The organism is Sphingomonas sp. BLHR8 (assembly GCF_056821725.1).
This window is the reverse complement of record NZ_JBPDIM010000001.1, coordinates 1,235,955-1,260,518: the sequence shown is the minus strand read 5'-3', so window position 1 is coordinate 1,260,518 and position 24,564 is coordinate 1,235,955. Positions and strand designations below refer to the sequence as shown.

Genomic DNA, 24,564 nt, shown 5'->3' with positions numbered 1-24,564 from the left:
GACGCGTCGGCTAGCGCCCCTGGCTGCGCCAGCGACGAACGACGCGTTCGACAATCTCTTTCTCGCCGCCGCTTTCCCGCCACAGATTGCTGAACAGCGGGTCGGTCGAGGCGGGGCGGCGCTCCTCCTCCAGCGTATCGAGCATGATCCGCATCGGGATGGCCGACCCTTCGCCGCAGACGATGCATTCGCGGTTGCGCAGCGCGGCAATCGCGGCGACGAAGCCGCGCGAGCCTTCGGGCATGGCCGCCTTCACGAAATTCTGATCGCGCTCGTTGTTGAGTCGCATGGCGATGATCGTGCCGCACTGTGACAACACGCTTTCCGCGAGATCGGACGGGCGCTGCGTGATGAGGCCGAGGGAGACGCCGTATTTCCGCCCTTCCTTGGCGATACGCGACAGGATGCGGCCGACGCTCGACCGGTCGGCGTCGCGTTCGTTGGGAACGTAGCGGTGCGCCTCTTCGCAGACCAGCAGCACAGGGCGCTGCGGTTCGTCGCGCGACCAGATGGCAAAGTCGAACACCATCCGCGCCAGCACCGCCACGACGACCCGCACGACGTCCGAAGGCACCCCCGACACGTCGACAATCGAAATGGGGCGTCCATCCGCGGGGAGACGGAATATCTTGGCGATGAAGCTGGCCAGCGTGTCGCCGACGAGCATGCCTGAGAACATGAAGTTGTAGCGCGGGTCCGCGCGCAGCTCGTCGATCTTTCCCTTGAGCCGCAGGAACGGGGCCGCCGACGTCGCCTTGTCGAGCTTGCCCATCTCGAGCGTGAGGATCGAGAGAAGGTCGGAGAGGAGGTAAGGGACCGGGCTGTCGACCGTCAGCTTGGCGACCCCTTCCGACGATTTATTCTTGGCGCGCGCCGCGAGCAGGCAGCGTGCGAGAATATCGCAGTCGGTCTGCCGCTCCGCCCCTTGCGAGGTCACGAACACCTCGCAATGCTCCTCGAAATTCATCAGCCAGTAGGGCATGGCCAGGTTGTCGACGTCGAACAGCGCGCCCTTGCCCTTGAACGCGGCGCCATATTCGCCGTGGGGGTCGATCATCACGATATGACCCTCCGGATTGGCATCGACGATCCGGTGCAGAACCAGCGCGGTCGCGGTCGATTTGCCGGTGCCGGTCGATCCCAGCAGCGCGAAATGTTTGCCCAGCAACGGGTCGACATAGAGCGCCGCGCGCGTGTCGCGCGTGGGATAGACGGTGCCGACTTCGATATGCGGGCGGTTGTCGGCAGCGTAGATCTGCCTGAGATCGCGCGAGGTGGCGGCGTACACCGGGCTGCCGGAAATCGGGTAACGCGTCACACCGCGCCGGAAATTGTGGATGCGGCCGGTGACCAGTTCCTCGTCCCCTTCGCCGAGGAAGTCGACGATGGCGACGATCAGGCCATGTTCGCGCGGGTGCATTTTCTGTTCGCGGATACCCGCGATCAGCCACACGTCGCCGACGCGGATTTTCACCTGGCTGCCGACCTGTCCGGCCATGGCGACGGTCGTATCGGCGTCATCCGCAAGCAATTTCAGCGCGGTCGCGTCAAGCACCAGCTGCGACGACGCGCCGCCGATGTCCATCACTTGCCCGATCGCCAGGCGTTCGAGCGCGTGGTCACGCAGAGCCTTGGCCTGGGTGAGGTCGGCGCCGTCGGCAAGCCCGGGCGCAAGTTTTGCGAAATCCATGCTCATCATGTCTCCAGCGCCGCGCCTGGTCCGTCGCGGTCGCTTTGTCGGACTTAGGACGGTCGGAGTTAAGAGGAGGTTGGCGCGCACAGGCGGCAGGTGAGTGCCTTGCCGCAACGCAGCATATGCGCTACGGGCGCGCCGCCCCTCCCTCCCGGAAAATTCGAGCACCCGATGTCCCTGCGCAACATCGCCATCATCGCGCACGTCGATCATGGCAAGACCACCCTCGTCGACCAGCTGTTTCGCCAGTCGGGCACGTTTCGCGACAATCAGCGCGTCGAAGAGCGCGCGATGGATTCGAACGACCTCGAAAAAGAGCGCGGCATCACCATCCTCGCCAAGTGCACCAGCGTCGAATGGTCGCACCCCGACGGCGTCGCCAATGATCCCGACACGACGACGCGCATCAACATCGTCGACACCCCGGGCCACGCCGACTTCGGCGGCGAGGTGGAGCGCATCCTCAGCATGGTCGACGGCGTCATCCTGCTGGTCGATGCTGCCGAAGGGCCGATGCCGCAGACCAAGTTCGTGACCGGCAAGGCGCTGGCGCTGGGCCTGAAGCCCATCGTTGTCGTTAACAAGATTGACCGCAGCGACGCGCGCGCCGCCGAAGTGCTCGACGAGGTGTTCGAGCTGTTTCTCAACCTCGGCGCCAATGACGAGCAACTCGACTTCCCGATCCTCTACGCATCGGGGCGCAACGGTTACGCGAGTCCCGACATGGCGGCGCGCGAGGGCAACCTCACCCCACTGTTCGAAACCATCGTCAACCACGTTCCCGCGCCCAAGGTCGATGTCGACGCGCCGTTCTCGATGCTGGTGACGCTGCTCGATCGCGACAATTTCCTCGGCCGTATCCTCACCGGGCGCGTCGCCACCGGCGTCGTCAAGGTGAACCAGCCGATCCATGCGCTCGGCATCGACGGGCAGGTGGTCGAGGCGGGCCGCGCGTCCAAGCTGTTCGCCTTTCGCGGGCTCGAGCGTGTGCCGGTCGACGAAGCGCGCGCGGGCGACATCATCAGCCTCGCCGGGCTCACCGTTGCGACGGTCGCGCATACCATCGCCGATCCGGCGGTGAGCGAAGCGATCCCCGCGCAGCCGATCGACCCGCCGACGCTGTCGATGCGCTTCGCCGTCAACGACAGCCCCTTCGCGGGCCGCGAGGGCGATAAGGTGACGAGCCGCATGATCCGCGATCGCCTGCTTCGCGAAGCGGAATCGAACGTTGCCATCCGCATCACCGAAAGCGACGACAAGGACAGCTTCGAGGTCGCCGGCCGCGGCGAACTGCAGCTGGGCGTGCTGATCGAAACGATGCGCCGCGAAGGCTTTGAGCTCGGCATCAGCCGGCCCAAGGTGCTGTTCGGCGAAGAGGGCGGTTCGCGCACCGAACCCTATGAGACGGTGGTGGTCGACGTCGACGACGACTTCACCGGCACGGTCATCGAAAAGATGCAGCTGCGCAAGGCCGAGCTCACCGACATGCGTCCGTCGGGCGGTGGCAAGACGCGCATCAGCTTCTCCGCCCCCTCGCGCGGGCTGATTGGCTATCACGGCGAGTTTCTGTCCGACACGCGCGGCACGGGCATCATGAACCGGCTGTTCGAGAAATATGGACCGTACAAGGGCCCGATCGAGGGCCGCCAGAACGGCGTCCTCATCTCCAACGCGACCGGCGAAGCGGTCAGCTACGCGCTCAACGCGCTGGAAGAGCGCGGCGTGCTGTTCGTCGACCCGGGCGAGGCGGTGTACGAGGGCATGGTCATCGGCGAGAACGCCAAGCCCGACGACCTTGAGGTCAATCCGCTCAAGTCGAAGCAGCTCACCAACTTCCGCGCGAGCGGCAAGGACGACGCGATCCGGCTGACCCCGCCGCGCCGTGCGACGCTCGAACAGGCGATCGCCTACATCGACGATGACGAGATGGTCGAGGTGACGCCGAAGTCGATCCGCCTGCGCAAGATCCACCTCGACCCGCACGAGCGCAAGCGCCACAAGCGCAAGCTCGAAGCCGCCTGAGCGGGGTCCCTCCGACCCCCACCCCCGCGCCAGTCAAAGGATAGATCGTGACCGATACGCCCCCCGACCGCATGTCCGTCAATCCGAGCAGCCCGCATTTCGATGAGGAGCTGTTGCGGCGCGGCGTCGGGGTGCGCTTCAACGGACGCGAGCGGACCGACGTCGAGGAGTATTCGGTCAGCGAAGGCTGGATCCGCGTAGCTGCCGGCAAGTCGCGCGACCGTTACGGCCAGCCGATGACGCTGAAGCTGTCCGGTACGGTCGAAACCTGGTTCCACGACACGACCGCAGCGGCCGGGGCCGAGCAGGCCGCGGCGGAGGCGGCGCCGGTTGGCGATGAAGTTGGCGTGCCGGGCGCTCAGGAAGACTCTCCGGCGGTGGGCGTGGCCGACGCGGTTGCGCTTCCCGCCGCGCCGCCGATGGACGAAGCCGCCGGCTGAGGTCCGCGCCGCGCCGAGTGCGGCTTAGCCGTTGCGGTCGGTGGTTTCGTTGGCGGCCAGCGCGCTGCCAGCGCTCGGGTAGATGAAACCGCGCACCGGGTTGACGCGCGTGCCGAGGTCGCGAAGCGGCGCGTACCATACGCGCACTTGGCTCCAGTCGCCCGCGGGCGACACGTCGACGACGCGCACGTTGCGCTCGACCTGACCGCGACGGCCGTTGATCGGCGACCAGTTCGCGTGGCTGATCAGCAGCTCGCGCGCCGAGACGACCGACGACACGACCGCGACATGGCCGACCGGCATCCCCCGCGTCGGCGCGAAGGCCATGACCGCGCCGACCCGCGGCTGCTGTCCGCGCTGGTAGCGACCGAAGGCGCGATCCCACCAGTCACGCGCATTGCCGCGAATGTCGATCCCCGACAGGGCGCGCGCAAACGGCACACACTGCAGATAATTTTTGGCTGCCGCTGGCGCCGGCGCCATGGTGCAAAACAGCGCGCCGGCAAGTGCGGCCATCCGGATCGAACGAAACATTGAGAGGAACCCCCGCAGGTCCATGAGAACGTGTTGGGGACCCGTTGGCGGTCATGCCGAGGTGGCTCAAATCGCTTTCGATGACGCGAGCAACGCTGAAGGTGAGCCGTGGCGGTGGTTCCGCCCCGGTCGACGGAGCGTGCCGAGCACCTGCTGAACTGTGTTAGGGCCGGTTTAAGCGCTCTCCCGCCGCAGCGATTCGAAGATCCCCGCGGCATCCTCCGCAGGCATCGGGCGACCATAATAGTAGCCCTGCAGCTTCGCACAGCCGAGACGCACGATCGCCTCCGCCTCGTCGCGTGTCTCGACACCCTCGGCGGTGGTCGACATGTCAAGGCTGTCGGCGAGCGCGACCACGGCGCGGATGATCGCGATGGATTCGGGGTTTCCGGCCAACGCGCCCTTCACGAAACTCCGGTCGACCTTGATCGTCGAAAATTGGCCCATGCGCAGATAGCCGAGCGAGGAATAGCCTGTCCCGAAATCGTCGAGCACCAGCTTCACGCCGAGCGCGCGGATCTGGTCGAGTGTCGCCATCGCGCCAGATACTTCGCGCAGGAACACGCTCTCGGTCACTTCCAGCTCGAGCCGCGATGGCGCGAGGCCGCTATGGGACAGGGCCTTGATGACGCTCTGCGTGAAATTGGGCAGCGACAGCTGTTCGGCGGAGACGTTGACCGCAACCTTGGCGGGTGCCGGCCAGCGCGCGGCTTCCCGGCAAGCGGTCTGGAGCACCCATTCGCCGATCGGGCCGATCAGCCGGGTGTCCTCCGCGACAGGGATGAATTTGACCGGCGACACCGGGCCGAGCTTGGACGAGGTCCAGCGGATCAGGGCTTCAAACCCGTCGATGCGGCCATCGGCACAGACGACCGGCTGGAAATGCACCGCGAATTCGTTGCGGCCGAGCGCCTGACGAAGCTCGATTTCGATCTCGCGGCGCTCCCGCGCCTGGTCGTGAAGGGTCGGCTCGTAACCGTGCACGGTCCCGCCGCCACGGTCCTTGGAGCGATAGAGCGCGAGGTCGGCGTTGCGGATGACGGCTTCGACGGTGGTGCCGTCGCGCGGGCCGAACGCGTAGCCGACACTCGCCCCGACGTAGAGCGTGTGCTGGTCGATCTCATAGGGTCGGCTGATCAGCTCGACGAGTCGGCGCCCCACCTGTTCGGCGCTGTCGACATCCTCCACTTCACGGAGGACCACGCCGAATTCGTCACCGCCGAGGCGTCCCGCGATCAGGTTTTCGCCGACGAGTTGTTTAATGCGCGCCGCAACCTGAGCCAGCAGCCGGTCACCGATCGGGTGGCCGAGCGTGTCGTTGACCGCCTTAAACCGATCGAGGTCGATCATCAGGAAGGCGCAGGTGCGGCGCCACGCGGTCGCCTGCTCCAACGCGCCACCAAGCGATTCATTGAGATACAGCCGGTTGGGCAATCCCGTCAGCGCATCGAAGCGGGCGAGATGCTCGATACGGTCGGCGGACTCGCGCGCCTGCGTCACGTCCGAGCCGACGCCGCGAAAGCCGGTGAACTGGTTCTGCAGGTCGTAGGTGGGGGAGGCCGACAGCTCCCAATGACGCTGCCGCCCGCCGACCATCACCGGCACCAGCAACGTTGAAAAGGCTTCGCGCCGGTTCAGGCGGTTGGCGAGGTCGTGAAGCGCGGGGGGGAAATTGCCCGTCTCCCACGCATCGCCGGCGAGCAGTTGCAGAAAGCTCGTCCCCTGCAGCTGGTCGGCGGTGCGCCCCATCGCGTGCGCGAAGCGCGGGGAGGGCCGGGTCACCCGGCGCTGCGCGTCGAGCGTCCAGAGCCAGTCCGCGCCGGCGTCCTCAAATTCCTTGAGCAGGAGACTGACCGTCTCGCCTCTCTCGCTCGCCTCGCGCCCGCACAGTTCGCCCGCGATCTGCTGCTGGGCGTTGGCGACGATCGCGCGCCCGCAGGCGTAGGTGACGATCACCGCCGAGAGAGCGCCGATGGGGCTGCCAACGTAGATCAGCAGGCCCGCGGCAATCAGCCCGGCCATCGGCATATAAGCCAGGAACAGCAGCGGCACGGAGGCGGAGGCGATGGCGTAGAGGACCATCGCGGTGCACAGCCCGATCCACCCGGTCTCCACCCCGCGGGCATCCCCGAGCGCTGCGAAATATGCGATCGGGGCGACCAGCGCGAGGGCCGAGAGGGTCCCCCGCACAACCTCCCGACGGTAGAAGCCTGCGGGCTGATCGATCCAGAATTTCGCGCGCGATGCGCCGGTCACGTAACGAAGCAGGGCGACGAGCAATGGCATCGCCGCAAGCGCTGCGACCACCACCAGCGGAAGCTCGCGCCAGCCATGCCATGTATAGGCGACAGCGAGGATCGCAGCGGCCACGAACGGCAGCCAGCTGCGCACCTGGACTTGGCGGATCTGTCCGCGACGAAGATCGCTCAGATCGTTGGGGAAGATATCCTCGCCGAGGATGACTGCGCGAAGCGGCACGGGTTCGCCGCAAATCGTCGCTGTGAATTTGGTCCCTGCCTCAACCATCGCGCCGGCGGTAGGGGAGAGACGGTTTAGGAACCGTTATCCCTGCGCTGAACGCCGCGGAAAATGGCGTTATCGCGCGATCTCATAAGGGGTGATGTCGCCCGATAGATACATTGCTCTTGCCTTTGAACGGCTTAGCTTGCCGGAGCTCGTTCGAGGGAGCGTGCGGGGCGGGATCAGTTCGACCAGCGCGTTCATGCCGGTGATCGACCGGACCCGCTCGCGGATGGCGTCGCGCAGGCGCCGACGCTCTTCGGGATCGGACGTGCGGCACTGGACGAGCACACCGGCGCCCTCCTCGCCGCCCGGTGTTTCGATGGCGAACGCCGCGATGTCGCCAGCCTTGAAGCCGGGCATTTGCTCGACTGCCCACTCGATGTCCTGCGGCCAGTGGTTGCGGCCGTTGACGATGATCATGTCCTTGGCGCGGCCGACGATGTAAATATAGCCGTCCGAGAGATAGCCCATGTCGCCAGTGTCGAGCCAACCGTCCGCCATGCACGCGGCGGTCGCGTCGGGATCGCGGAAATATCCTTCCATCAACGACGGGCCGGCGCACCAGACCTTGCCCACCTGACGTTCGGGTACGGGGACGCCATCGTCGCCGCGCACCTCGATCTTCATGTCGCGCGCGGGGCGGCCGCAGTTGACGACGGCGCGGAATCGTTCGGGAAGGTCGGGGGCGGAATCGACGCCCGACAGCTCGCATTCCTTGACCAGTTCGACGACGATGCCTTCGCCCGGCGGCATGATCGACACCGCCAGCGTCGCTTCGGCGAGGCCGTAGCTCGGCAGAAAGGCGGACGCCTCGAAGCCGGACTGAGCGAAGGTGTCGACGAAACGCTGCATGACATCGGGACGGATCATGTCCGCGCCGTTGCCCGCGACCCGCCAGCGCGACAGATCGAAGCGTTCGGCGGCGTTCGTTTGCGTCGACACACGCCGGGCGCAGATCTCATAACCAAAGGTGGGAGAATAGCTCAGCGAATAGCCCGGATTGCGGCTGATGATGTCGAGCCACGCGAGCGGACGCCGGGCGAAATCCTCGGTCTTGAGATAGTCGGTGGAAACCTGGTTGGCGACGACCGACAGGAAGCAGCCGACGAGGCCCATGTCGTGATACCACGGCAGCCAGCTGATGCAGCGATCGCCGTCGCGCACTTCGGTGCCGTGGCTATGCGCGGCGAGGTTGTTGAGCAGTGCCTGATGCGTCACCGCGACGCCATGCGGAAAGCGCGTCGAGCCGCTGCTGTACTGGAGGTAGGCGATGTCGCCGCTTTCCGCCTGCGGCAGCGCTGCCCCGGCCTCCGGGCGGGTGGCGAAATCGTCCCAGGCGATGCCCTCGGTCCCCTGTCGGCGCGCGGCTTCCGCGCCCATGGCTGCGATCTCGGGGGGATAGAGCAGCAGCTTGGGCTCGCAGCTGTTGAGCTGGACCGCGAGCTGGTCGACATAGGCTTCGCGCCCGCCGAAACTGGTCGGCAACGGCAGCGGTACCGGCCAGGCACCCGCGTAGATCGCGCCGAAGAAAAGTGCGGCGAACTCAGGGCTTGTCTCCGCGATCAGCGCGACGCGGTCGCCCCGACCGACGCCGCTCGCCAGCAGACGTTGCGCTGCGAGCAGCGCATCGTCGCGCAGTTCGCGGAAAGGGTAAGGGCGCACCAGCTTGCCGCGGGCATCATGGAAATTCAGTCCGCGCTCTCCGCTGGCGGCATAGTCGAGCGCTTCGCCCAGCGTTTCAAAGTCGGCGTAGCGGCGCGGCCGACCGTCGTCAGTGGGGGTGGGGACGGGCGCGTCCGCCACCGAAGCAGGCCGATCTTCGCTGCTGCTGTCCGTCGGCCGTGTCGCCAAAATCTGGTCCATTTCGTCCCCCGATGCGTCGGCGACGCGCGATGCCTCAGGCCCTGTCATGCGCGCGTCATAGTGCGAGGAGGCGATGCTCGCCAGTGCCCCTTGGCGGATGCGGGACTGCACTGGCATGAACGGTCGCGCCATGGCTCGCCCCGCTCAACGCCGCAAAGACCGAACGCCGCCGCCGCCGATCGATGCAGAGGCGCTGTCGGCGCTCGCGCTCCGCTATGTCGAGCGGTTCGCGACGTCGCGCGCGCGCCTGTCGCGCTACCTCGAGCGCAAGGTGCGCGAACGCGGCTGGGGCGGGGCGGCGCCGCCGGATATCGCGGCGCTCGTCGAACGGATTGCGGCGGCGGGCTATGTCGACGACGCGGCGTTCGCCGACGCCCGCGCCCGCAGCATGACGCGGCGCGGGCTCGGCGAGCGCCGACTGGTCGAGCAACTGCGCTACGACGGTCTCGAAGAGGGCGATCGCGAAGGCGCGCTCGATATCGGCGCTGCGGCGCGCACCGACAGCGCGCTCGATTTCGCGCGGCGCAAGCGGATCGGTCCATGGCGGGCGAGCGCGGTCGAGGACCCCGCGCTCGTCAAGCGGCAGGTCGCGGCGCTGATTCGGGCCGGCCACGCGCCATCCCTCGCCTGGAAGATCGCGCGCATGCCGAGCGGGACGGACGAACAGGACGCGCGTGAACAGCTGGAGGGCTGACCCTTGCCAGCGCGGGCGCGTGGCGCGACAAGCGGGCGCACCATACACCTCTGCATCGGATCAGCCATCATGACGTTCGGTCGCGTCGCTGCAGCCCTGCTGCTCTTCACTGCCCCGCTCGCTGCGTGCAATGCGGCGCCCAACGGGGGGGCTGCAGGGGTCGCCGACAGTGGAAGCGGCGCGCAGACCGGCCTTCGCACGACGGCGCTGACCATCACCCAGGGGCCGAGCGTCCACCGCTTCACGGTCGAGGTCGCCGAAACGCCGGAACAGCAGTCGCGGGGGATGATGTTCCGTACGTCGATGGCCCCCGACCGAGGAATGCTGTTCCCGTTCGACCCGCCGCGGTTCGGCAGCTTCTGGATGCGCAACACGCTCATCCCGCTCGACATGATCTTCATCCGCGCGGACGGGACGATCGACCGCATCGCGGAAAACCGCCCGCCGCAGGATGATACGCCGACGACCAGCGGCGGCATCGTCAGCGCCGTGCTGGAGCTGCCGGGCGGTACGGCCGCGCGCCTCGGTCTCGACGAAAGCGGCGTCGTCCGCTGGTCACCGCCGCGCTGATCGCTGCGCGTGCTTGTCGCGACAGGCTGGCGCGGATAAGCGAGCGACCACCATGGGTTTCCTGTCTTCGATCTTCACCTGGTGGAACGGCGCCACCCTCGGCACGCGTCTGTTCAGCCGGCGGCACGGGCGGCAAGTCGGCACCGACGCGCTCGGCAACGCATATTTCGCGTCCAAGGACGGCAGGCGTCGCTGGGTGCTGTACGACGGGGCCAATGATTCGAGCCGGATCCCGCCCGAATGGCATGGCTGGCTGCATGGCACGCATGACCTGACGCCGGACGAATATGAGGTTGCGCCGCGCGAATGGGTGGCGCCGCCGGCTCCCAACCTGACCGGCACGCCATCCGCCTATCGCCCCGCAGGCGCGCTCGAGCGCGGCGGTCGTCGTGCCTCGGCGACTGGCGACTATCGCCCGTGGACCCCCGGCGGGGCATGATGCGCCACGCAGGGTTGGTGCTGGCGGCGAGCGGGGCTCTGCTCATCGCCGGATGCGAGCGCGACGCCGCGCCCCCGCCGCCGCCGAACCAGCCCGCCGCGAAAGCCGCTGCGCGCCCTTCCGAAGACGTCGCAAAGATGTACGAGGGCGTAACGCCGAATGCCGACCGCGTCGCGGTGCTGGGCCTCCTCAACAAACGAAACGGGTTCGTTACCGAACTGACGCTGAAGCCCGGAGAAGCGCGGCAGGTTGGTCGCGCCGTCGTGCGGCTGCGCAGTTGCGAGCGCACCGCGCAGTGGGAGAATCCGCAGGAAACCGGCGCGTTTGTGCAGCTCGACGTGCTCAAGGCGGGCGAGCGGCAGTGGCGACGCGTGTTTTCCGGCTGGCTGTTCAAGGATCGGCCGGAGCGCAATGTCGTGCAGCATCCGATCTATGATGTGTTCGTGAAAAGCTGCGCGATGGAATGGCCCGGTGAAGTGGAAGTGCCGGGGGCCGACGAACGCACCGGGCTGATCGAAGCGCCGTCGGGATCGGATGCAACGGGCACCAGCGGCTCGCCCGCTTCATCGAATGGCGCGCCTGCAGCAAGCCAGCGGTCGAGCGCGCCCCAGTCGCCGACCCGTCCGACGCCGGCGGCTCGTCCGTCCGCGACCCCCCGCTCGGCCGAGCCCAAGGCACCGCCGAGCCCGCCGCCCGCGCCCAAGGCGGTGCCCGCACCCAAGGCGACGCCGGCGCGCGAGACGACGCCGGCCACCGAAGGGTAGAGCATCGCGGCGCGATATACGCGCTGCGGAACCGCGACCGCACCGAGCGAGGCGAGGTGGTCGGTCATGAACTGACAGTCGAGGAGGCTGTAGCCGCCCAGCCGCAAGCGCGCGACCAGATGGACCAGCGCAACTTTCGAGGCGTCGCGCGCGCGGCTGAACATCGATTCGCCAAAGAACGCTCGCCCCAGCGTCACGCCGAACAGGCCCCCGACGATCGCCCCCCTTTGATCACGGCACTCGATCGAATGCGCATGACCGAGCGCGTGGAGCCGGGTGTAGGCGTCGCGCAACTGCGCGTTGATCCACGTTTCTTCGCGACCGTCTGCGCTCTCGGCGCAAGCGGTGACGACCGCGTCGAAATCGCCGTCAGCGGTGACCGAGAACCGGTTCTGCCGCACCGCTTTCTTCAGCGAGCGCGACGGCTGGAAACGATCGAGAGGGAAGACCGCACGCAGCTTCGGCTCGACCCAGAAGAGTTCGTCGGCGTCATGCGCGTCCGCCATCGGGAAGGCCCCGACGGCGTAAGCGCCCAGCATCGTGCGAAGATCGACGCGTTCCATCTCCACGCTAGGTGGCGTGGCGGCGCGTCCACGGCAACCGCATCACGCGCCCACTTGGATGCTGGCATGTAAAATATACCGACAGTTAACGGGCGCTTTGCTAAGCGGGACTAGCGTCAGGTGATGGCGCGACCACGTCAAGGGATCGTCCCGACGGCATGTTCCGGCTGTTCCGCCATTATATCTCTCGCGCCGCGGGTCTGCTGGCGTTGGCGGATTTCGTCGCGCTGGTCGTCGCCGCAGAGATCGCGTGGCTGTTGCGTGCGGCTCAGATCGGCATGGCGATCGAACCATTCAGCTATCGCTGGACCCCCGCGATCTTCTTTGCCGCAGTGACATCGCTCGCGCTGGTGGCGGTGGGGGCCTATACCAGCGACGGTCTGCGTTCCCGCAATTTTGCGCTGATGCGGATCATGGCCGGGGTGAGCCTGGCGGTGATCCTGCTGGCGACCCTCTATTTCCTGATGCCGACCGTCGCGCTGTGGCGATCGAACCTCGCGTTCGCGATGCCGCTGTCGATCCTCTTCACCATGGCCATCCGCTACGCCGCGCGGTGGGTGGCGCCCGGTCTTCGCCTGAAGCGCTGCGTGCTGGTGCTGGGCGCCGGTGCCCGGGCGGAGCGGTTGCGGGCGCTCGCCGATAAGCCCGGTTCCTCCTTTCGGGTCGGCGAATTCGTACGCATGTCGCTCAGCGAAACGACCATCGCCAACGCCCGTCCGCGCGACGAGATCGAAACGCTGCGCGAGCATGTGACCCAGCTTGGCGCGGACGAGGTGGTGCTCGCGATCGAGGAACGCCGCGGGTCGTTGCCGCTGCAGGACCTGCTGCGCGTCAAGACGACCGGTGTGCAGGTGAGCGACATGGCGACCTTCCTCGAGCGGGAGACGGGCCGCATCGACCTCGCCACGGTCAACCCGTCGAGCCTCATATTCTCCGATGGTTTCACCGCAGGGCAGCGGCTGTCGACCTTTGCCAAGCGGTTCTTCGACATTGCGGTCAGTCTGGTGGTGCTGGTGCTTACGTTGCCGCTGATGATCGTCGCGGCGATCGGCGTCGCGCTCGATAGCCGGGGCGGAGTATTGTACCGTCAGCGCCGCGTTGGCCTGTATGGCGAGCCGTTCGACATCCTGAAGCTGCGCACCATGCGGACCGACGCCGAGGCGGCGGGGAAGCCGGTCTGGGCTGCGGCGCACGATCCGCGCATCACGCGCATCGGGCGCCTGCTGCGCAACATCAGGCTCGATGAAGTGCCGCAACTCGTCAACGTCCTCCGCGGCGAGATGAGCTTCGTCGGCCCGCGCCCCGAACGCCCTCCATTCGTCGACCAGCTGGAACGCGCGATCCCTTATTATGCGGAGCGGCATATGGTGAAACCCGGCCTCACCGGCTGGGCGCAGATCAACTACCCCTATGGCGCGTCGATCGAGGATGCGCGCTCGAAGCTCGAATATGATCTGTACTACGTCAAGAATTACACGCCGTTTCTCGATCTGGTCATCATCCTGCAGACGATCCGGGTCGTGATGTTTCCTTCAGGCGCGCGCTGATGGCGCCGCTGGTCCTGTGGGTGCACTGGCTGCTCGCCGGCGGCTTCGCCTTCGTGGCCGCGCGGGAGGCGCGCAGCAACCGACCCGCGCGCGCGAAGAGAGCGGCCTTGCTCGCGCTGGCAGCCACGGCGCTGTGGCTGATCGTCGCTACTGTCGGACAGCGCAGCCCCGCCGCGCAGGTGGGCGAGCTGGCGGCGGAAGCGTTCCGCAACTTTGCGTGGCTGTGGGCGATGGCGGGGATCGCCGGCGGTCGCGAGCGCGGTTGGCGCGTCACTCCCCTCGGCGCGATCTACGTCGGCATCGCGACGCTTCAGGCGATCGCGCTGGCGGTCGCGCTTCCGACGCTCGCGGCCGGCGCAAATCCCGCGCCGCTGTTTCCGGGACTGTCCATCGTCCAGATGGTGGCGGCGGCGGGCGGGCTGGTGCTGGTCCATAATCTCCTCGCCGCGGCCAATGGTCGCGAGCGGTCCGCACTCGCGCCCGCATTCGGAGCGCTGGGGCTGCTGTGGGCGTTCGACCTCAACCTCCATTGCTTCACGCTGTTGATCGGCGGCCCGCCGACGCTGCTGATCGCGCTTCGGCCTTTGGTGGTGATGGCAGCGCTGGTCGGTTGCGCGATCGGCATCCCGCGCCTCGCCGCGCCCGATGCGCGCCTGTCGCGCCCGGCGGCGTTCCGATCGATCGCGTTGGTTGGCGTTGGCGCGTGGCTGTTGCTGCTGGGCGCCGGCGCCCAGACGCACCCGGGGGCCGGCCTGCTGGCGCAGCTCGCGCTCATCACGGGCGCGTTGATCGCCGCGAGCGCGTTTCTGGTCTCCACTCGCCTTCGTGCGCACGCCCGCGTGCTGATGCTCAAATATCTGTTCGAGCATCGCTACGATTATCGGGCGGAATGGCTGCGCTTCACCGATACCCTCCATCGCAGCGACGGCGATGGGGAGAGCGTCGCCAGCCGCGCGCTCAAGGCGGTCGCCGACATCGTCGAGGCGCGCGGCGGAGCAATCTTCGTTCCCGAGGGGGAGGGCTGGGCACTCGGCGCGTCGCGGGGCGTCGATCCGCCGGCCGGGGGCGCCAGCGTGCCGGTGGAGGCGCTTGCGAGGGCGCTCGGGCCGAACGAACATGTCGCTCAGTTCAGCGATCGGCGCCACGCCCTGCCAGCCGTGCTGACACTGCTCGACGAATGCGAAGAGCTGCGGCGGTGGTGGATCGCGGTCCCGCTGATTCACTTCGGAGAGGTCGAAGGACTGGCGCTGCTCGCCTCGCCTGTGGTTGATCGCCAACTCGACTGGGAGGACCTCGACCTCCTGAAAGTCGCGGGGCGTCAGGCCGCCAGTGTGCTGGCCGAGTCGCGGGCGGCGACGTCGCTCGCGGAGGTCGAACGCTTCGAGGAATTCCACCGCCGCTTCGCCTTCGTCATGCATGACGTGAAGAATCTGGCAAGCCAGATGACCGTGCTTGCGCGCAACGCGCAGCGGCATGGCGACAATGCGGATTTTCGCCGCGACATGGTGACGACGCTGCGGCTGTGCGCCGATCGCCTCGAGACCCTGACCCGCCGCCTGGCCCAGCAGGACGAACCGCTGGTGAGCGATGGCGCTGTCAGTGTCGAGATCGATGCGCTGGCGCTGGCGGTGGCGCTGCGCGCGCGTTCGCGGCATGGGGTCGAGATACACGGCGAGGCCGGGCGAGCGTTGGGCGATCCGGCCGCGATCGAAAGCATTCTCGTGCATCTGATCGACAACGCCATCGATGCGAGCGACCCGGCCGACCCGGTCACGATCCGGTTGCAGCGCGAGAGCGCGCACGTGCGGGTCGAAATCGTCGATCGCGGCCGAGGCATGAGCGAAAGCTTCATCCGCCGCGACCTGTTCCGGCCATTTGCCTCGACCAAGGAGGGCGGCTTCGGGATCGGCGCCTATCAGGCGCGCCGGCTCGCCGAAGGACAGGGCGGGCGGCTCGACGTGACGAGCCGCGAAGGGGCGGGGACCCGCTTTACCCTGACGCTTCCCGCCGATCTGCTTGGAGCGCTGGCAGCATGAGCGGCACGACGGGCGCGGACGGGCGGCCGCGGCTGCTGGTCGTGGAGGACGATCCCGGGTTGCAGGCGCAACTGCGCTGGGCGTTCGATGCGTTTCAGGTGGTGGTCGCCGGAAATCACGACGAGGCGATTGCCGCCCTGCGCGCGCACGAGCCGGCGGTGGTGTCGCTCGACCTCGGCTTGCCGCCGGACCCGGACGGCGTGAGCGAGGGACTGCGCACGCTGGCGGACATTTTGCGCCTGTCGCCGTCGACCAAGGTGGTCGTCGCGTCGGGCCACAACGCCCGCAAAAGCGCGCTCGACGCGATCGCGGCGGGAGCATGGGATTTTTACGCCAAGCCGTTCGACATCGACACTTTGACCGGCATTCTCGCCCGAGCGGCGCATGTCCATGCGCTGGAGGCGGAAAACCGGCGGCTGGCGGCAGCCACCCTCCCGGACACCACCGCGCTCGGCAAACTGGTCACGGCAGCGCCAGTGATGCTGAAATTGCTGCGCACGATCGAAAAGATTGCCCCTGCCGACGTGACCGTGATGCTGCTCGGGGCGAGCGGCACGGGCAAGGAATTGCTCGCCCGCGCGCTGCACGACGGCGGGCCGCGCGCCGATGGGCCGTTCGTCGCCATCAATTGCGCCGCCATCCCGGAGACGCTCCTCGAAAGCGAGCTGTTCGGGCATGAGAAGGGCGCATTTACCGGCGCGGTGCGGACGACCGAAGGCAAGATCGAGAGCGCCGCTGGCGGCACCCTGTTCCTCGACGAAATCGGCGATATCCCGCTGCCGCTGCAGGTCAAACTGCTCCGTTTCCTCCAGGAGCGCAGCATCGAGCGCATCGGCGGGCGCAAACCCATCGCGATCGACACGCGGGTCGTCTGCGCCACGCACCGCGACATTCCGGCGATGGTGGCCGACGGCAGCTTTCGCGAAGACCTCTACTATCGTCTGGCGGAGTTGGTGCTGCACGTGCCCTCCCTTGCACAGCGCCCGGGCGATGCGGGACTGCTCGCCCGCCACTTCCTCCAGCGTGACGCCGGCGCGCGGGGTGGTCGGGCGGCGGTGCTCAGCCCCGAGGCGGCCGACGCGATCGAAGCGTGGGGTTGGCCAGGCAATGTCCGCGAGCTCGAGAACCGCGTCAAACGTGCGCAGATCATGTGCGACAACGGCATCGTGACGGCCGCGGACCTCGACCTGTCCCCCGTCAGCGGCGACGCGGAGCCGATCAATCTGCGCGCGGTGCGCGACGCGGCCGAACGCGACGCCATCGCCCGTGCGCTCAGCGTCACGCAGAATAATATTTCCGCCGCCGCCCGTCGCCTTGGGATCAGCCGCCCGACCCTCTACGATCTGATGCGTGAACATGGCTTCGCCGCCGAGCGCGCGTAAGGAACGCCGCCGCGCGACGCGTGCGAACGCTGCGGCGTCGACGCATCGCCGCGCGCAGCGGCGGCGGCTGGTCGTTGCCGCGGGAGTCATCCTGGCGCTGCTCGCCGCGCTGGCCGCTTACCGCGGCGTGACCTTCGATCCCGCGCAGCGTGGGCGGGCGGCGCTGGTCGCGGGCGATGCCCGCAGCGCACGGGTCGACCTCACGGCGGCCCTGCAACAGCAGCCGCGCAACCCTGGCCTTCATCGCGACCTCGCGCTTGCACAGCTTGCGTTGGGGCGGGGTGCGGAAGCGGAACGCAACCTGCGTCGTGCGGTCGAGCTTGGCATGCCCGGCGCGCCGCTCGCGGTGCATATTGCGCGCGCTCGCCTGCTTCAGGGTGATGCGGCGGGGGCACTGGCGTCGGTCGCGGCCGCGCCTCCGGGGGCTGCGGTCGATCTGGTGCGCGGCGACGCGTTCATAGCGCTCGGCGACCCGGCATCCGCGAACGCCGCGTTCGCGCGCGCGATCGACAGTGGCGGGGGCGAAGCCGCCTGGGTTGCGCTCGGGCGGCTGCGTCTCGCCGAACAGGACATGCTCGGCGCCGACGCCGCGGCCGACGCGGCGCTGCGCGTGCGAGGATCCGGCGTCGCCGCACGCCTGTTAAAGGCCGATGTCGTCTCGACGCGCGGGGGGCCGGTCTCGTCCTTGCCCTGGTACGCCAGCGCGCTCGAAGACGCGCCCGAAGATGTGCCGACGCTGATCGGCTTCGCCGCCGCGCTGGGCGAAGCGGGGCGGGCGCAGGAGGCGGTGGCGCAGTTGCGTCGCGCGGCGGACCTCGATCCCGGCAATCGCCGCATCGCCTATCTGCGCGCCGTGCTCGCCATTCGCGGTGGCGAACCTGCGCTGGCGCGTGCGCTGCTCGCGCGCGGCGGGCCGGGCGGGCCGGGCGAAGCACTGCTGCGCGCCGCAATCGCGCTATCCCTGCGCGACGATGCGAGCGCGCGCGACGAGGCGGCGGGGCTGCTAGCTCGTGTTCCGGACGACCGCGATGCGCGACGTCTGCTGGCGTTCGCCGTGGCACGCAGCGGGGCGAGTGGCGATGCGATCGCGCTGCTCGATCCGCTGACGGTCCGCAGCGACGCCGATGCCTGGTCGCTGCTGCTGCTGAGCCGGATGGCAGAGGCCTATGGCCAGCCACTCGCCGCCATCGAACCGCGCGCGCGGGCTTCCCGGATGGGGCAGGGTGGGTCGGCGCTGCTCAGTCCCGCAACCGCGACCGATCGCGGCGTCGGCGCGGACATCGCGCGCATTCGTGCCATGACGAAGGGCGGGGACTTCGCGGGTGCGGCGGCGTTGGCTGCGCGTCTGGCGCAGGCGAACCCGGGCGTTCCGCAGGCGGCATTGGTGGTGGGCGATGTCGCGCGGGCGCGCGGCGATCTGTCGACGGCGATCGGCGCCTACACGCGCGCGGCCGAGCTCCGTTTCGATCGTGGTGCAGCGATGCGGCTCATCGAAGCTCAGCTCGGCAATGGCGATCGTCGGGGCGCGGAAGCCACGGTTGCGGCCTATCTGGCACGATGGCCGGACGATGCGAGCGCGATGCGGCTGGCCGGCAATTTCGCGGCGGACGCGGGGCGGTGGGCGGACGCGGCGGTGGCATATGCGGCGGCGGTATCGCGATTGGGGACGAACGACGCGCTCCTCCTCGCGCAACTGGCGCACTCGCTGATCGAGATCGGGAGTCCCGAAGACGCACTGCCGCACGCGGCCCGCGCCTATCGCCTGATGCCGATGAGTGCGCGGACCAGCGCCGTCTACGGTCGCGCCCTGTGGCGCGTTGGCGAGCGGCCGCGCGATGCGGAGGAATTGTTGCGAAAGGCGCGCCAGCTCGACCCCGCCAATGCGATTTACGCGCGCTGGGCGAGCGAAGCTCTCTAGGCGTTTGCCCGGTCGATCAGCTCGGCCGGGTCGAGGTCGAGCAGGCGGATCTGTTCCGCGACGGGAGGCCAGACATGGTCGAAGAAATTGCAGCGCATCGCGTCGCGCAGCCGACCGCGCGCGCCCTGCGCGACGAACATGCCGACCCCGCGTTTGACGATGACCAGGCCATCGTCCTGAAAGCTTTGATACGCCTTGGCGACGGTCAGCGGATTGGCGCCGTGGGTCGCGGCGAGTGCGCGGACCGAAGGCAATTGCTCGCCTTCCTTGCGCGTTCCTTGCAGGATTTCAGCCGCAATCGTTTCGCGCAGGCGCTGATAGACCGGCTTCGTCGCGTCGAGCATCACTGATGTATGACAGTGACACAGTGCAGCGTCAAGCCGGCCAAATGGTCAGCTTGTCGGCAAGGGCGGGGCGCACACGCTCCTCGAGCGGCAGCGAGGGCGTGCCGAGAAAGAAGAAGCCCGCGATGCGTTCGCTGTCGCTGAGCCCGAGTTCGGCGGCGACGGTCGGGTCGTAGCTCGCCCAACCGGTCAGCCAGCTGCCGACGAAGCCCCGTGCATGCGCTGCGTTCAGTAGCTGCATTGCCGCCGCGCCGACCGACAGCGTCTGCTCCCATTCTGGGATTTTGGACGAGCGTTGCGGGCTGGCGATCAGCGCGAGCGCGCATGGGGCGGAGCACGCGAAGCGGTCGATCGCCGCGCGATCTTCGCCCTCGGCGGTGCGGCCCTGCGCGGCGCGGTGAGCCCGCTGCAGCAGCGCGGCAAAGGCGTCGCGGTCCGCGATTTCGAGCCAGCGCCACGGCGCCAGCTTGCCATGATCGGGCACGCGGAGCGCCGAAGCGACGATCGATTGCAGCGTCGCCGCATCCGGCCCGGGCGCCACCATCTCACGCGCGCGGCCCGACCGCCGCGTCGCGATCAGAGTGGCGGGGGTGGACAGGTCGTTGAAGCGGGGCGGGGCGGGATCGAACATGGAACGTTCATGCCGTTTGCCGCCGCCGGGCGCCAATGCTTTCGTTGCGATTGTCACAAAAGCGTCTTGGCATGCGCGCTTTTGTCGTTACGGTCGCGCCCGAATGGGGGATCAGCGGCGCGAAGACGCGCGCAATCTCCCCTTGCGTCAATCGCTGGGCGAGAGTTTTCATGCAGATGTTGCCGATGGATCGCTGGGGCTTTGCCGACTGGACGGCAGCCGTGGCGGTGGTTGTTCTGGGTATCTTCCTTGCACTGGGCGGGATGATCGCGGCCAGCCGCAAACCCGAATTCGCAGGCCACCCCAAGGGCCTCTACATGCTGTTCTTCGCCGAAATGTGGGAGCGTTTCTCCTACTACGGCATGCGCGCGCTGCTGATATTCTACCTGACCAAGCATTGGCTGTTCTCGGACGGCAGCGCCAATCTCGTCTACGGCGCCTATACCAGCCTTGTGTACATCACCCCGGTGCTGGGCGGTTATCTCGCCGACCGTTACTTGGGGCAGCGCAAGGCGGTGCTGTTCGGCGGCATCCTGCTGGCGCTCGGCCACCTCGCCATGGCGGTCGAGGGGAATGGCGGTCAGGCAGACCCGGCGATCAACGTGTTCTGGCTGGCGCTGGCGCTGATCATCGTCGGCTCGGGCTTTCTCAAGGCCAATATCTCGGTGATGGTCGGCCAGCTCTACGGCCTCACCGACACCCGCCGCGATGCGGCCTACACGATCTTCTACATGGGCATTAACGTCGGCGCTGCGCTGGGCACGATCCTTGTCGGCTATCTCGGAGAGCGGCTGGGCTGGGCCTATGGCTTCGGACTTGCCGGGATCGGCATGCTCGCGGGCCTGATCGTGTTCGTGCTGGGGAAGAAGGTGCTCAACGGCGCGGGCGACCCGCCGGCGATGCTGCCCCGCCCCCGCGAGATGATGCTCTATGCGATCGGCGTCGCGTCGGTGGCGGTGATCTGGGGCCTCATCCAGTATGTCAGCATCATCCAGACGCTGCTGATCATCAGCGGTGTCGCGCTGCTCGGCTACGTCCTCTTCGAAACCTTCAAGCTCCCCAAGGAGCCGCGCGAGCGCATGTTCGCGGTGCTGTTCCTGATCGCGCTGAACCCGCTGTTCTGGGGGCTGTTCGAGCAGGCTGGCGGGTCGATGAACCTGTTCACCGATCGCTTCGTCGACCGCGCGGGCGTGGAAGCCTCCCTGTTCCAGTCGATCAACCCGATCTACATCATCCTCCTCGCGCCGCTGTTCGCCGCGCTGTGGCAGTGGCTGGGGCGGCGCGGGCTTGAACCTTCGGCACCCGCGAAGTTTGGCCTCGCGCTGGCGCAGATGGGGCTGGCCAACCTCGTCCTCGTGTGGGGGGCGCAGGCCTATGGCATCGCGGCGATGACGCCGGTGCTGTTCGTGTTCCTCTACTATCTGCTCGCCACCACCGGTGAGCTGTGCCTGTCGCCGGTCGGCCTCAGCGCGATGAACCGGCTGGCGCCGAAATATCTCGCCTCGCTGATCATGGGTGCGTGGTTCTACATGACCGCGGTCGGCAACTTCGTCGCCGGCAAGATCGGCGAAGCGACCGGCGGGCATGGCGGGGAAATGTCGAAGGAGCGGCTGCTCGAAATCTACGAGCTGTTCGGCTGGATCTCGATCGGTGCCGCGGTTGCGGTGCTGCTCCTCTCGCCGATCGTGAAGCGCTGGATGCATCTCGACACGCTCGGCAATGACGATGCGGGACGTGACCTAGCAGGCCGCGACAGCTTGGTCGGCGAACCGCAGGCGGCTGGGGTGCATCCGGCAACGGAGCTCGGTCGTGGCGAGACGCCGGCCGGCACCCATTATCCAACAGACCGCACGCCTCGGAGCTGACCCCCCTCATGCGCTCATTTCTTCGTCTGATCGCCGCGTCTTCGATCGCGCTTGCTGTGGCGGGATGCGCTACTGCTGCGCCTAGTCCGCGCACCTCCGCAGCACCGGCGGAACGGGCGCCGGCGCCGGTCACCAACCCATATCCCTCGACCTATCGCGCCTATCCGAGCGTTGCGACCGCCATCGTCGGCGCGACCGTGTTCGACGGGGAAGGCGGCCGGATCGAGAATGGGACCGTGCTGCTGCGCGATGGCAAGGTGGTCGCGATCGGCGGCGCCGATCTCGCCGTGCCTGACGGATATGCGCGCGTCGATGGTGCGGGTCGCTTCGTCACGCCGGGCATCATCGACATTCACAGCCACCTCGGCGCCTACCCCTCGCCCGGCGTGCAGGCGCACAGCGACGGCAACGAAGCGACCGATCCGGTCACCGCTGACGTGTCGATCGAACACAGCATCTGGCCGCAGGATCCCGGCTTCACCCGCGCGCTGATGAATGGCGGGATCACGTCGCTGCATATCTTGCCCGGTTCGGCGAACCTGATGGGCGGCCGCTCGGTTACGCTGAAGAATGTGCCCGGCCGGACGGTCCAGTCGATGAAGTTCCCGGGCGCGCCCTACGGCCTCAAGATGGCGTGCGGCGAGAATCCCAAGCGCGTCTATGGCTCGCGTGGTCGGATGCCGTCGACGCGGATGGGGAATATCGCGGTGGACCGCCAGACCTGGGCGCGCGCCGCGGAGTATCGTCGTCGCGCCGATCGTGGCGATAATCAGACCCGCGACCTCGAGATGGAGACGCTGGCGGACGTGCTGCGCGGTAACATTCTCGTTCAAAACCACTGCTACCGCGCCGATGAGATGGCCATCGTCCTCGATATGGCGCGCGAGTTCGGTTACCGCGTGACGGCGTTCCACCACGCCGTGGAAAGCTACAAGATCGCGGACATGCTGCGCGATGCCAACGTCTGTTCGGCGATGTGGGCGGACTGGTGGGGCTTCAAGATGGAAGCCTACGACGGCATCCCCGAGAATGTGGCGCTGGTGGAGCGCGCGGGGGGCTGCGCCATTGTTCATTCGGACGATGCCAACGGCATCCAGCGGCTCAACCAGGAGGCGGCCAAGGCGATGGCCTCGGGCCGCCGCGCCGGGATCGAAATCAGCGAGGCGCAGGCGATGCGCTGGCTGACCATTAACCCGGCGCGGGCGATGGGCATCGACGCGATGACCGGCTCGCTCAAGGCGGGGAAGATGGCGGACGTCGTGCTGTGGAACGCCAACCCCTTCAGCGTTTATTCGCGGCCCGAGCGGGTGTGGATCGACGGCGCGCTGGTGTACGATATGAACGATCCGCGGCGGCGACCGGTGACCGATTTCGAGCTCGGCCAGCCGGGCGAGGGAGACGTCAAATGAGCGCGCTTCGTTCGATCCTGTTCGCCGGAGCGGCGCTTGCCGGTCTCGTGTCGACGGGTGCGGCGGCGCAGGACGTCGCCATCACCAACGCCCGGCTCGTGATCGGCGACGGCAGCGCGCCGATCGAGCGCGGCACCGTGGTCATCCGGGGCGGCCGCGTGGTTGCGGCCGGCGCCGGCGTCGCGGTGCCCGCGGGCGTCAACGCAGTCGATGCCGGCGGGAAATGGGTCACGCCGGGGCTCGTCGCCGGCTTTTCGCGCGTCGGGCTGGTCGAGGTCGATGCCGTTGAAGGCAGCAACGACAGCAGCGCGGCGCAGAGCCCCTACAGCGCGGCGATCGACATTGCGCCCGCGCTCAACCCGATGGGGGTCCCGGTGGCGGTCAACCGCACCGCCGGCGTCACCCGCGCGCTGGTCTATCCGGGGCGCAGCGGCGGGCTGTTTAACGGGCGCGGTGCGCTCGTCGACCTCGGCTCGGACCGCAACATGATCACCCGCGCCGGCGTGTTTCAATATGTGGAGTTCGGCGAAACGGGCGCGCAGCGTGCTGGCGGCAGCCGCGCGGCAACGTTCCTCCACTTTCGCAACCTGCTGCAGGAAGCGCGCGATTATGCCGCCGATCCGCGCGGCTATGACGGACGCAGCAAGGATTCGCTGCTGAGCCGGGCTGACGCGCAGGCGCTGCTGCGCGTGCTCGACGGTCGCGACCGGCTGTTCGTCAAGGTCAATCGCGGCGCGGACATCCTGTCGGTGCTGAGCCTGCTGCGCGAGTACCCGCAGATCAAGCTGACACTGGTCGGTGCCAGCGAAGGCTGGACCGTCGCGCGTGAAATTGCCGCCGCCAACGTGCCCGTGATCGCGGGCGGCGTGAACGACCTCCCGTCAAGCTTCGAGGATGTCGCCGCGACGCAGAGCAACGTCGGGCGAATGCGCGCCGCCGGTGTCTCGGTCGCGCTGGGGCTGGTCGATGATAACGAGGTGCACAAGCTCAACTATGGTCGGCAATATGCCGGGAACCTCGTCGGACTGGCGCGGGTGACTGGTGCATCATCGCTATCCTGGGACGATGCCTTCGCGGCGATCACGTCGCGCGTCGCCGATGCCGCTGGGGTCAGCGATGTCGTGGGATCGCTCCGCGCGGGGCGGGCCGGCGATGTCGTGATCTGGGACGGTGATCCGCTGGAGGTCACCTCCATGCCGACGGCGGTCTATATCGACGGCGTCGAACAGCGCGGCGACGATCGCCAGCGACGGCTGCGCGACCGATATATGAACCCGGTGGAGGGCGACCTTCCCAACGCCTACGATCGCTGACGCAGGGACGGAGG

The 24,564-nt window shown here is 67.9% G+C and carries 18 protein-coding genes and 2 pseudogenes; 13 read left to right on the top strand and 7 right to left on the bottom strand.

Annotation, left to right across the window (positions count from 1 at the left end; genetic code table 11):
- Positions 1 to 10 precede the first annotated feature (10 nt).
- A complete protein-coding gene (locus tag ACRYJK_RS06220; RefSeq protein WP_482666672.1) occupies positions 11 to 1,696 on the bottom strand; it encodes an ATP-binding protein in 1,686 nt (561 codons plus the stop codon).
- Positions 1,697 to 1,864: 168 nt separating this feature from the next.
- Here ACRYJK_RS06220 and typA point away from each other — a divergent pair, with 168 nt between their 5' ends.
- Both typA and ACRYJK_RS06210 read left to right on the top strand, forming a co-directional pair.
- Positions 1,865 to 3,715, top strand: a complete 1,851-nt coding sequence (gene typA, locus ACRYJK_RS06215) for a translational GTPase TypA (RefSeq protein WP_482666671.1) — start codon at positions 1,865 to 1,867, stop codon at positions 3,713 to 3,715.
- 47 nt (positions 3,716 to 3,762) lie between these two features.
- Positions 3,763 to 4,029, top strand: a pseudogene (locus ACRYJK_RS06210) (DUF3297 family protein); the annotation flags it as partial.
- A 150-nt stretch (positions 4,030 to 4,179) separates the two neighbouring features.
- Here the strand turns inward: ACRYJK_RS06210 and ACRYJK_RS06205 are convergent.
- From ACRYJK_RS06205 to ACRYJK_RS06195, 3 genes are all read right to left on the bottom strand, one after another.
- Positions 4,180 to 4,689, bottom strand: a complete 510-nt coding sequence (locus ACRYJK_RS06205; protein WP_482666670.1) for a CHAP domain-containing protein — start codon at positions 4,687 to 4,689, stop codon at positions 4,180 to 4,182.
- Between the two features lie 174 nt (positions 4,690 to 4,863).
- A complete protein-coding gene (locus ACRYJK_RS06200; protein ID WP_482666669.1) occupies positions 4,864 to 7,167 on the bottom strand; it encodes a putative bifunctional diguanylate cyclase/phosphodiesterase in 2,304 nt (767 codons plus the stop codon).
- A gap of 117 nt (positions 7,168 to 7,284) precedes the next feature.
- Positions 7,285 to 9,207, bottom strand: a complete 1,923-nt coding sequence (locus ACRYJK_RS06195; protein ID WP_482666668.1) for a fatty acyl-AMP ligase — start codon at positions 9,205 to 9,207, stop codon at positions 7,285 to 7,287.
- Here ACRYJK_RS06195 and ACRYJK_RS06190 point away from each other — a divergent pair.
- The 4 genes from ACRYJK_RS06190 (at position 9,206) to ACRYJK_RS06175 (ending at position 11,542) form a co-directional block, all read left to right on the top strand.
- Positions 9,206 to 9,769, top strand: a complete 564-nt coding sequence (locus tag ACRYJK_RS06190; RefSeq protein ID WP_482666667.1) for a RecX family transcriptional regulator — start codon at positions 9,206 to 9,208, stop codon at positions 9,767 to 9,769. The genes ACRYJK_RS06195 and ACRYJK_RS06190 overlap by 2 nt on opposite strands.
- Before the next feature lie 69 nt (positions 9,770 to 9,838).
- Positions 9,839 to 10,339 carry a DUF192 domain-containing protein gene (locus ACRYJK_RS06185; protein WP_482666666.1) on the top strand — a complete coding sequence of 167 codons (501 nt, stop codon included), beginning with the start codon at positions 9,839 to 9,841 and terminating at the stop codon, positions 10,337 to 10,339.
- Between the two features lie 52 nt (positions 10,340 to 10,391).
- Positions 10,392 to 10,778 (top strand): NADH:ubiquinone oxidoreductase subunit NDUFA12, encoded by a 387-nt coding sequence (locus ACRYJK_RS06180; protein WP_482666665.1) that lies wholly within the window; start codon positions 10,392 to 10,394, stop codon positions 10,776 to 10,778.
- Positions 10,775 to 11,542, top strand: coding sequence for a DUF2155 domain-containing protein (locus ACRYJK_RS06175; protein ID WP_482666664.1), 768 nt, complete (start codon positions 10,775 to 10,777; stop codon positions 11,540 to 11,542). The genes ACRYJK_RS06180 and ACRYJK_RS06175 overlap by 4 nt, the downstream gene beginning before the upstream one ends.
- A 65-nt stretch (positions 11,543 to 11,607) precedes the next feature.
- On the opposite strand, the pseudogene ACRYJK_RS06170 reads toward ACRYJK_RS06175, so the two are convergent.
- Positions 11,608 to 12,048: pseudogene (locus ACRYJK_RS06170) on the bottom strand (leucyl/phenylalanyl-tRNA--protein transferase); the annotation flags it as partial.
- Between the two features lie 215 nt (positions 12,049 to 12,263).
- On the opposite strand from ACRYJK_RS06170, the gene ACRYJK_RS06165 reads away from it, so the two are divergent.
- From ACRYJK_RS06165 to ACRYJK_RS06150, 4 genes are read left to right on the top strand one after another with little or no spacing between them, the layout of a single operon-like run.
- A complete protein-coding gene (locus ACRYJK_RS06165) occupies positions 12,264 to 13,652 on the top strand; it encodes a TIGR03013 family XrtA/PEP-CTERM system glycosyltransferase (protein ID WP_482666663.1) in 1,389 nt (462 codons plus the stop codon).
- Entirely contained in the window at positions 13,652 to 15,688 is a 2,037-nt protein-coding gene (prsK, locus tag ACRYJK_RS06160) for an XrtA/PEP-CTERM system histidine kinase PrsK (protein ID WP_482666662.1), read from the top strand. The genes ACRYJK_RS06165 and prsK overlap by 1 nt, the downstream gene beginning before the upstream one ends.
- Positions 15,685 to 17,070, top strand: coding sequence for a PEP-CTERM-box response regulator transcription factor (gene prsR / locus ACRYJK_RS06155; RefSeq protein ID WP_482666661.1), 1,386 nt, complete (start codon positions 15,685 to 15,687; stop codon positions 17,068 to 17,070). Before prsK ends, prsR begins: the two co-directional genes overlap by 4 nt.
- A complete protein-coding gene (locus tag ACRYJK_RS06150; RefSeq protein ID WP_482666660.1) occupies positions 17,045 to 18,988 on the top strand; it encodes a tetratricopeptide repeat protein in 1,944 nt (647 codons plus the stop codon). The genes prsR and ACRYJK_RS06150 overlap by 26 nt, the downstream gene beginning before the upstream one ends.
- Here the strand turns inward: ACRYJK_RS06150 and ACRYJK_RS06145 are convergent.
- Both ACRYJK_RS06145 and ACRYJK_RS06140 read right to left on the bottom strand, forming a co-directional pair.
- Positions 18,985 to 19,332 carry a GntR family transcriptional regulator gene (locus tag ACRYJK_RS06145; RefSeq protein ID WP_482666659.1) on the bottom strand — a complete coding sequence of 116 codons (348 nt, stop codon included), beginning with the start codon at positions 19,330 to 19,332 and terminating at the stop codon, positions 18,985 to 18,987. The two genes, ACRYJK_RS06150 and ACRYJK_RS06145, sit on opposite strands and share 4 nt — an antisense overlap.
- Before the next feature lie 31 nt (positions 19,333 to 19,363).
- Entirely contained in the window at positions 19,364 to 19,963 is a 600-nt protein-coding gene (locus tag ACRYJK_RS06140) for a nitroreductase family protein (RefSeq protein ID WP_482666658.1), read from the bottom strand.
- Between the two features lie 176 nt (positions 19,964 to 20,139).
- Between ACRYJK_RS06140 and ACRYJK_RS06135 the strand changes: the two genes are divergently transcribed.
- Genes ACRYJK_RS06135 through ACRYJK_RS06125 form a run of 3 tightly spaced genes read left to right on the top strand, consistent with a single transcriptional unit; the run spans position 20,140 to position 24,550 of the window.
- Positions 20,140 to 21,828 carry a peptide MFS transporter gene (locus ACRYJK_RS06135; RefSeq protein ID WP_482667410.1) on the top strand — a complete coding sequence of 563 codons (1,689 nt, stop codon included), beginning with the start codon at positions 20,140 to 20,142 and terminating at the stop codon, positions 21,826 to 21,828.
- Between the two features lie 8 nt (positions 21,829 to 21,836).
- The gene (locus ACRYJK_RS06130; RefSeq protein ID WP_482666657.1) at positions 21,837 to 23,237 is read left to right on the top strand and encodes an amidohydrolase; all 1,401 of its coding nucleotides are present in this window, start codon (positions 21,837 to 21,839) and stop codon (positions 23,235 to 23,237) included.
- The gene (locus ACRYJK_RS06125) at positions 23,234 to 24,550 is read left to right on the top strand and encodes an amidohydrolase family protein (protein ID WP_482666656.1); all 1,317 of its coding nucleotides are present in this window, start codon (positions 23,234 to 23,236) and stop codon (positions 24,548 to 24,550) included. The genes ACRYJK_RS06130 and ACRYJK_RS06125 overlap by 4 nt, the downstream gene beginning before the upstream one ends.
- Positions 24,551 to 24,564: the final 14 nt, after the last annotated feature.

Coding starts and splice junctions, on each gene's coding strand:
- ACRYJK_RS06150 (WP_482666660.1), top strand. CDS start 17,045: ATGGCTTCGCCGCCGAGCGCGCGTAAGGAACGCCGCCGCGCGACGCGT.
- prsK (WP_482666662.1), top strand. CDS start 13,652: ATGGCGCCGCTGGTCCTGTGGGTGCACTGGCTGCTCGCCGGCGGCTTC.
- ACRYJK_RS06125 (WP_482666656.1), top strand. CDS start 23,234: ATGAGCGCGCTTCGTTCGATCCTGTTCGCCGGAGCGGCGCTTGCCGGT.
- prsR (WP_482666661.1), top strand. CDS start 15,685: ATGAGCGGCACGACGGGCGCGGACGGGCGGCCGCGGCTGCTGGTCGTG.
- ACRYJK_RS06195 (WP_482666668.1), bottom strand. CDS start 9,207: ATGGCGCGACCGTTCATGCCAGTGCAGTCCCGCATCCGCCAAGGGGCA.
- ACRYJK_RS06165 (WP_482666663.1), top strand. CDS start 12,264: ATGTTCCGGCTGTTCCGCCATTATATCTCTCGCGCCGCGGGTCTGCTG.
- ACRYJK_RS06185 (WP_482666666.1), top strand. CDS start 9,839: ATGACGTTCGGTCGCGTCGCTGCAGCCCTGCTGCTCTTCACTGCCCCG.
- ACRYJK_RS06130 (WP_482666657.1), top strand. CDS start 21,837: ATGCGCTCATTTCTTCGTCTGATCGCCGCGTCTTCGATCGCGCTTGCT.
- ACRYJK_RS06135 (WP_482667410.1), top strand. CDS start 20,140: ATGTTGCCGATGGATCGCTGGGGCTTTGCCGACTGGACGGCAGCCGTG.
- ACRYJK_RS06190 (WP_482666667.1), top strand. CDS start 9,206: ATGGCTCGCCCCGCTCAACGCCGCAAAGACCGAACGCCGCCGCCGCCG.
- ACRYJK_RS06140 (WP_482666658.1), bottom strand. CDS start 19,963: ATGTTCGATCCCGCCCCGCCCCGCTTCAACGACCTGTCCACCCCCGCC.
- ACRYJK_RS06205 (WP_482666670.1), bottom strand. CDS start 4,689: ATGTTTCGTTCGATCCGGATGGCCGCACTTGCCGGCGCGCTGTTTTGC.
- ACRYJK_RS06220 (WP_482666672.1), bottom strand. CDS start 1,696: ATGAGCATGGATTTCGCAAAACTTGCGCCCGGGCTTGCCGACGGCGCC.
- typA (WP_482666671.1), top strand. CDS start 1,865: ATGTCCCTGCGCAACATCGCCATCATCGCGCACGTCGATCATGGCAAG.
- ACRYJK_RS06145 (WP_482666659.1), bottom strand. CDS start 19,332: ATGCTCGACGCGACGAAGCCGGTCTATCAGCGCCTGCGCGAAACGATT.
- ACRYJK_RS06175 (WP_482666664.1), top strand. CDS start 10,775: ATGATGCGCCACGCAGGGTTGGTGCTGGCGGCGAGCGGGGCTCTGCTC.
- ACRYJK_RS06180 (WP_482666665.1), top strand. CDS start 10,392: ATGGGTTTCCTGTCTTCGATCTTCACCTGGTGGAACGGCGCCACCCTC.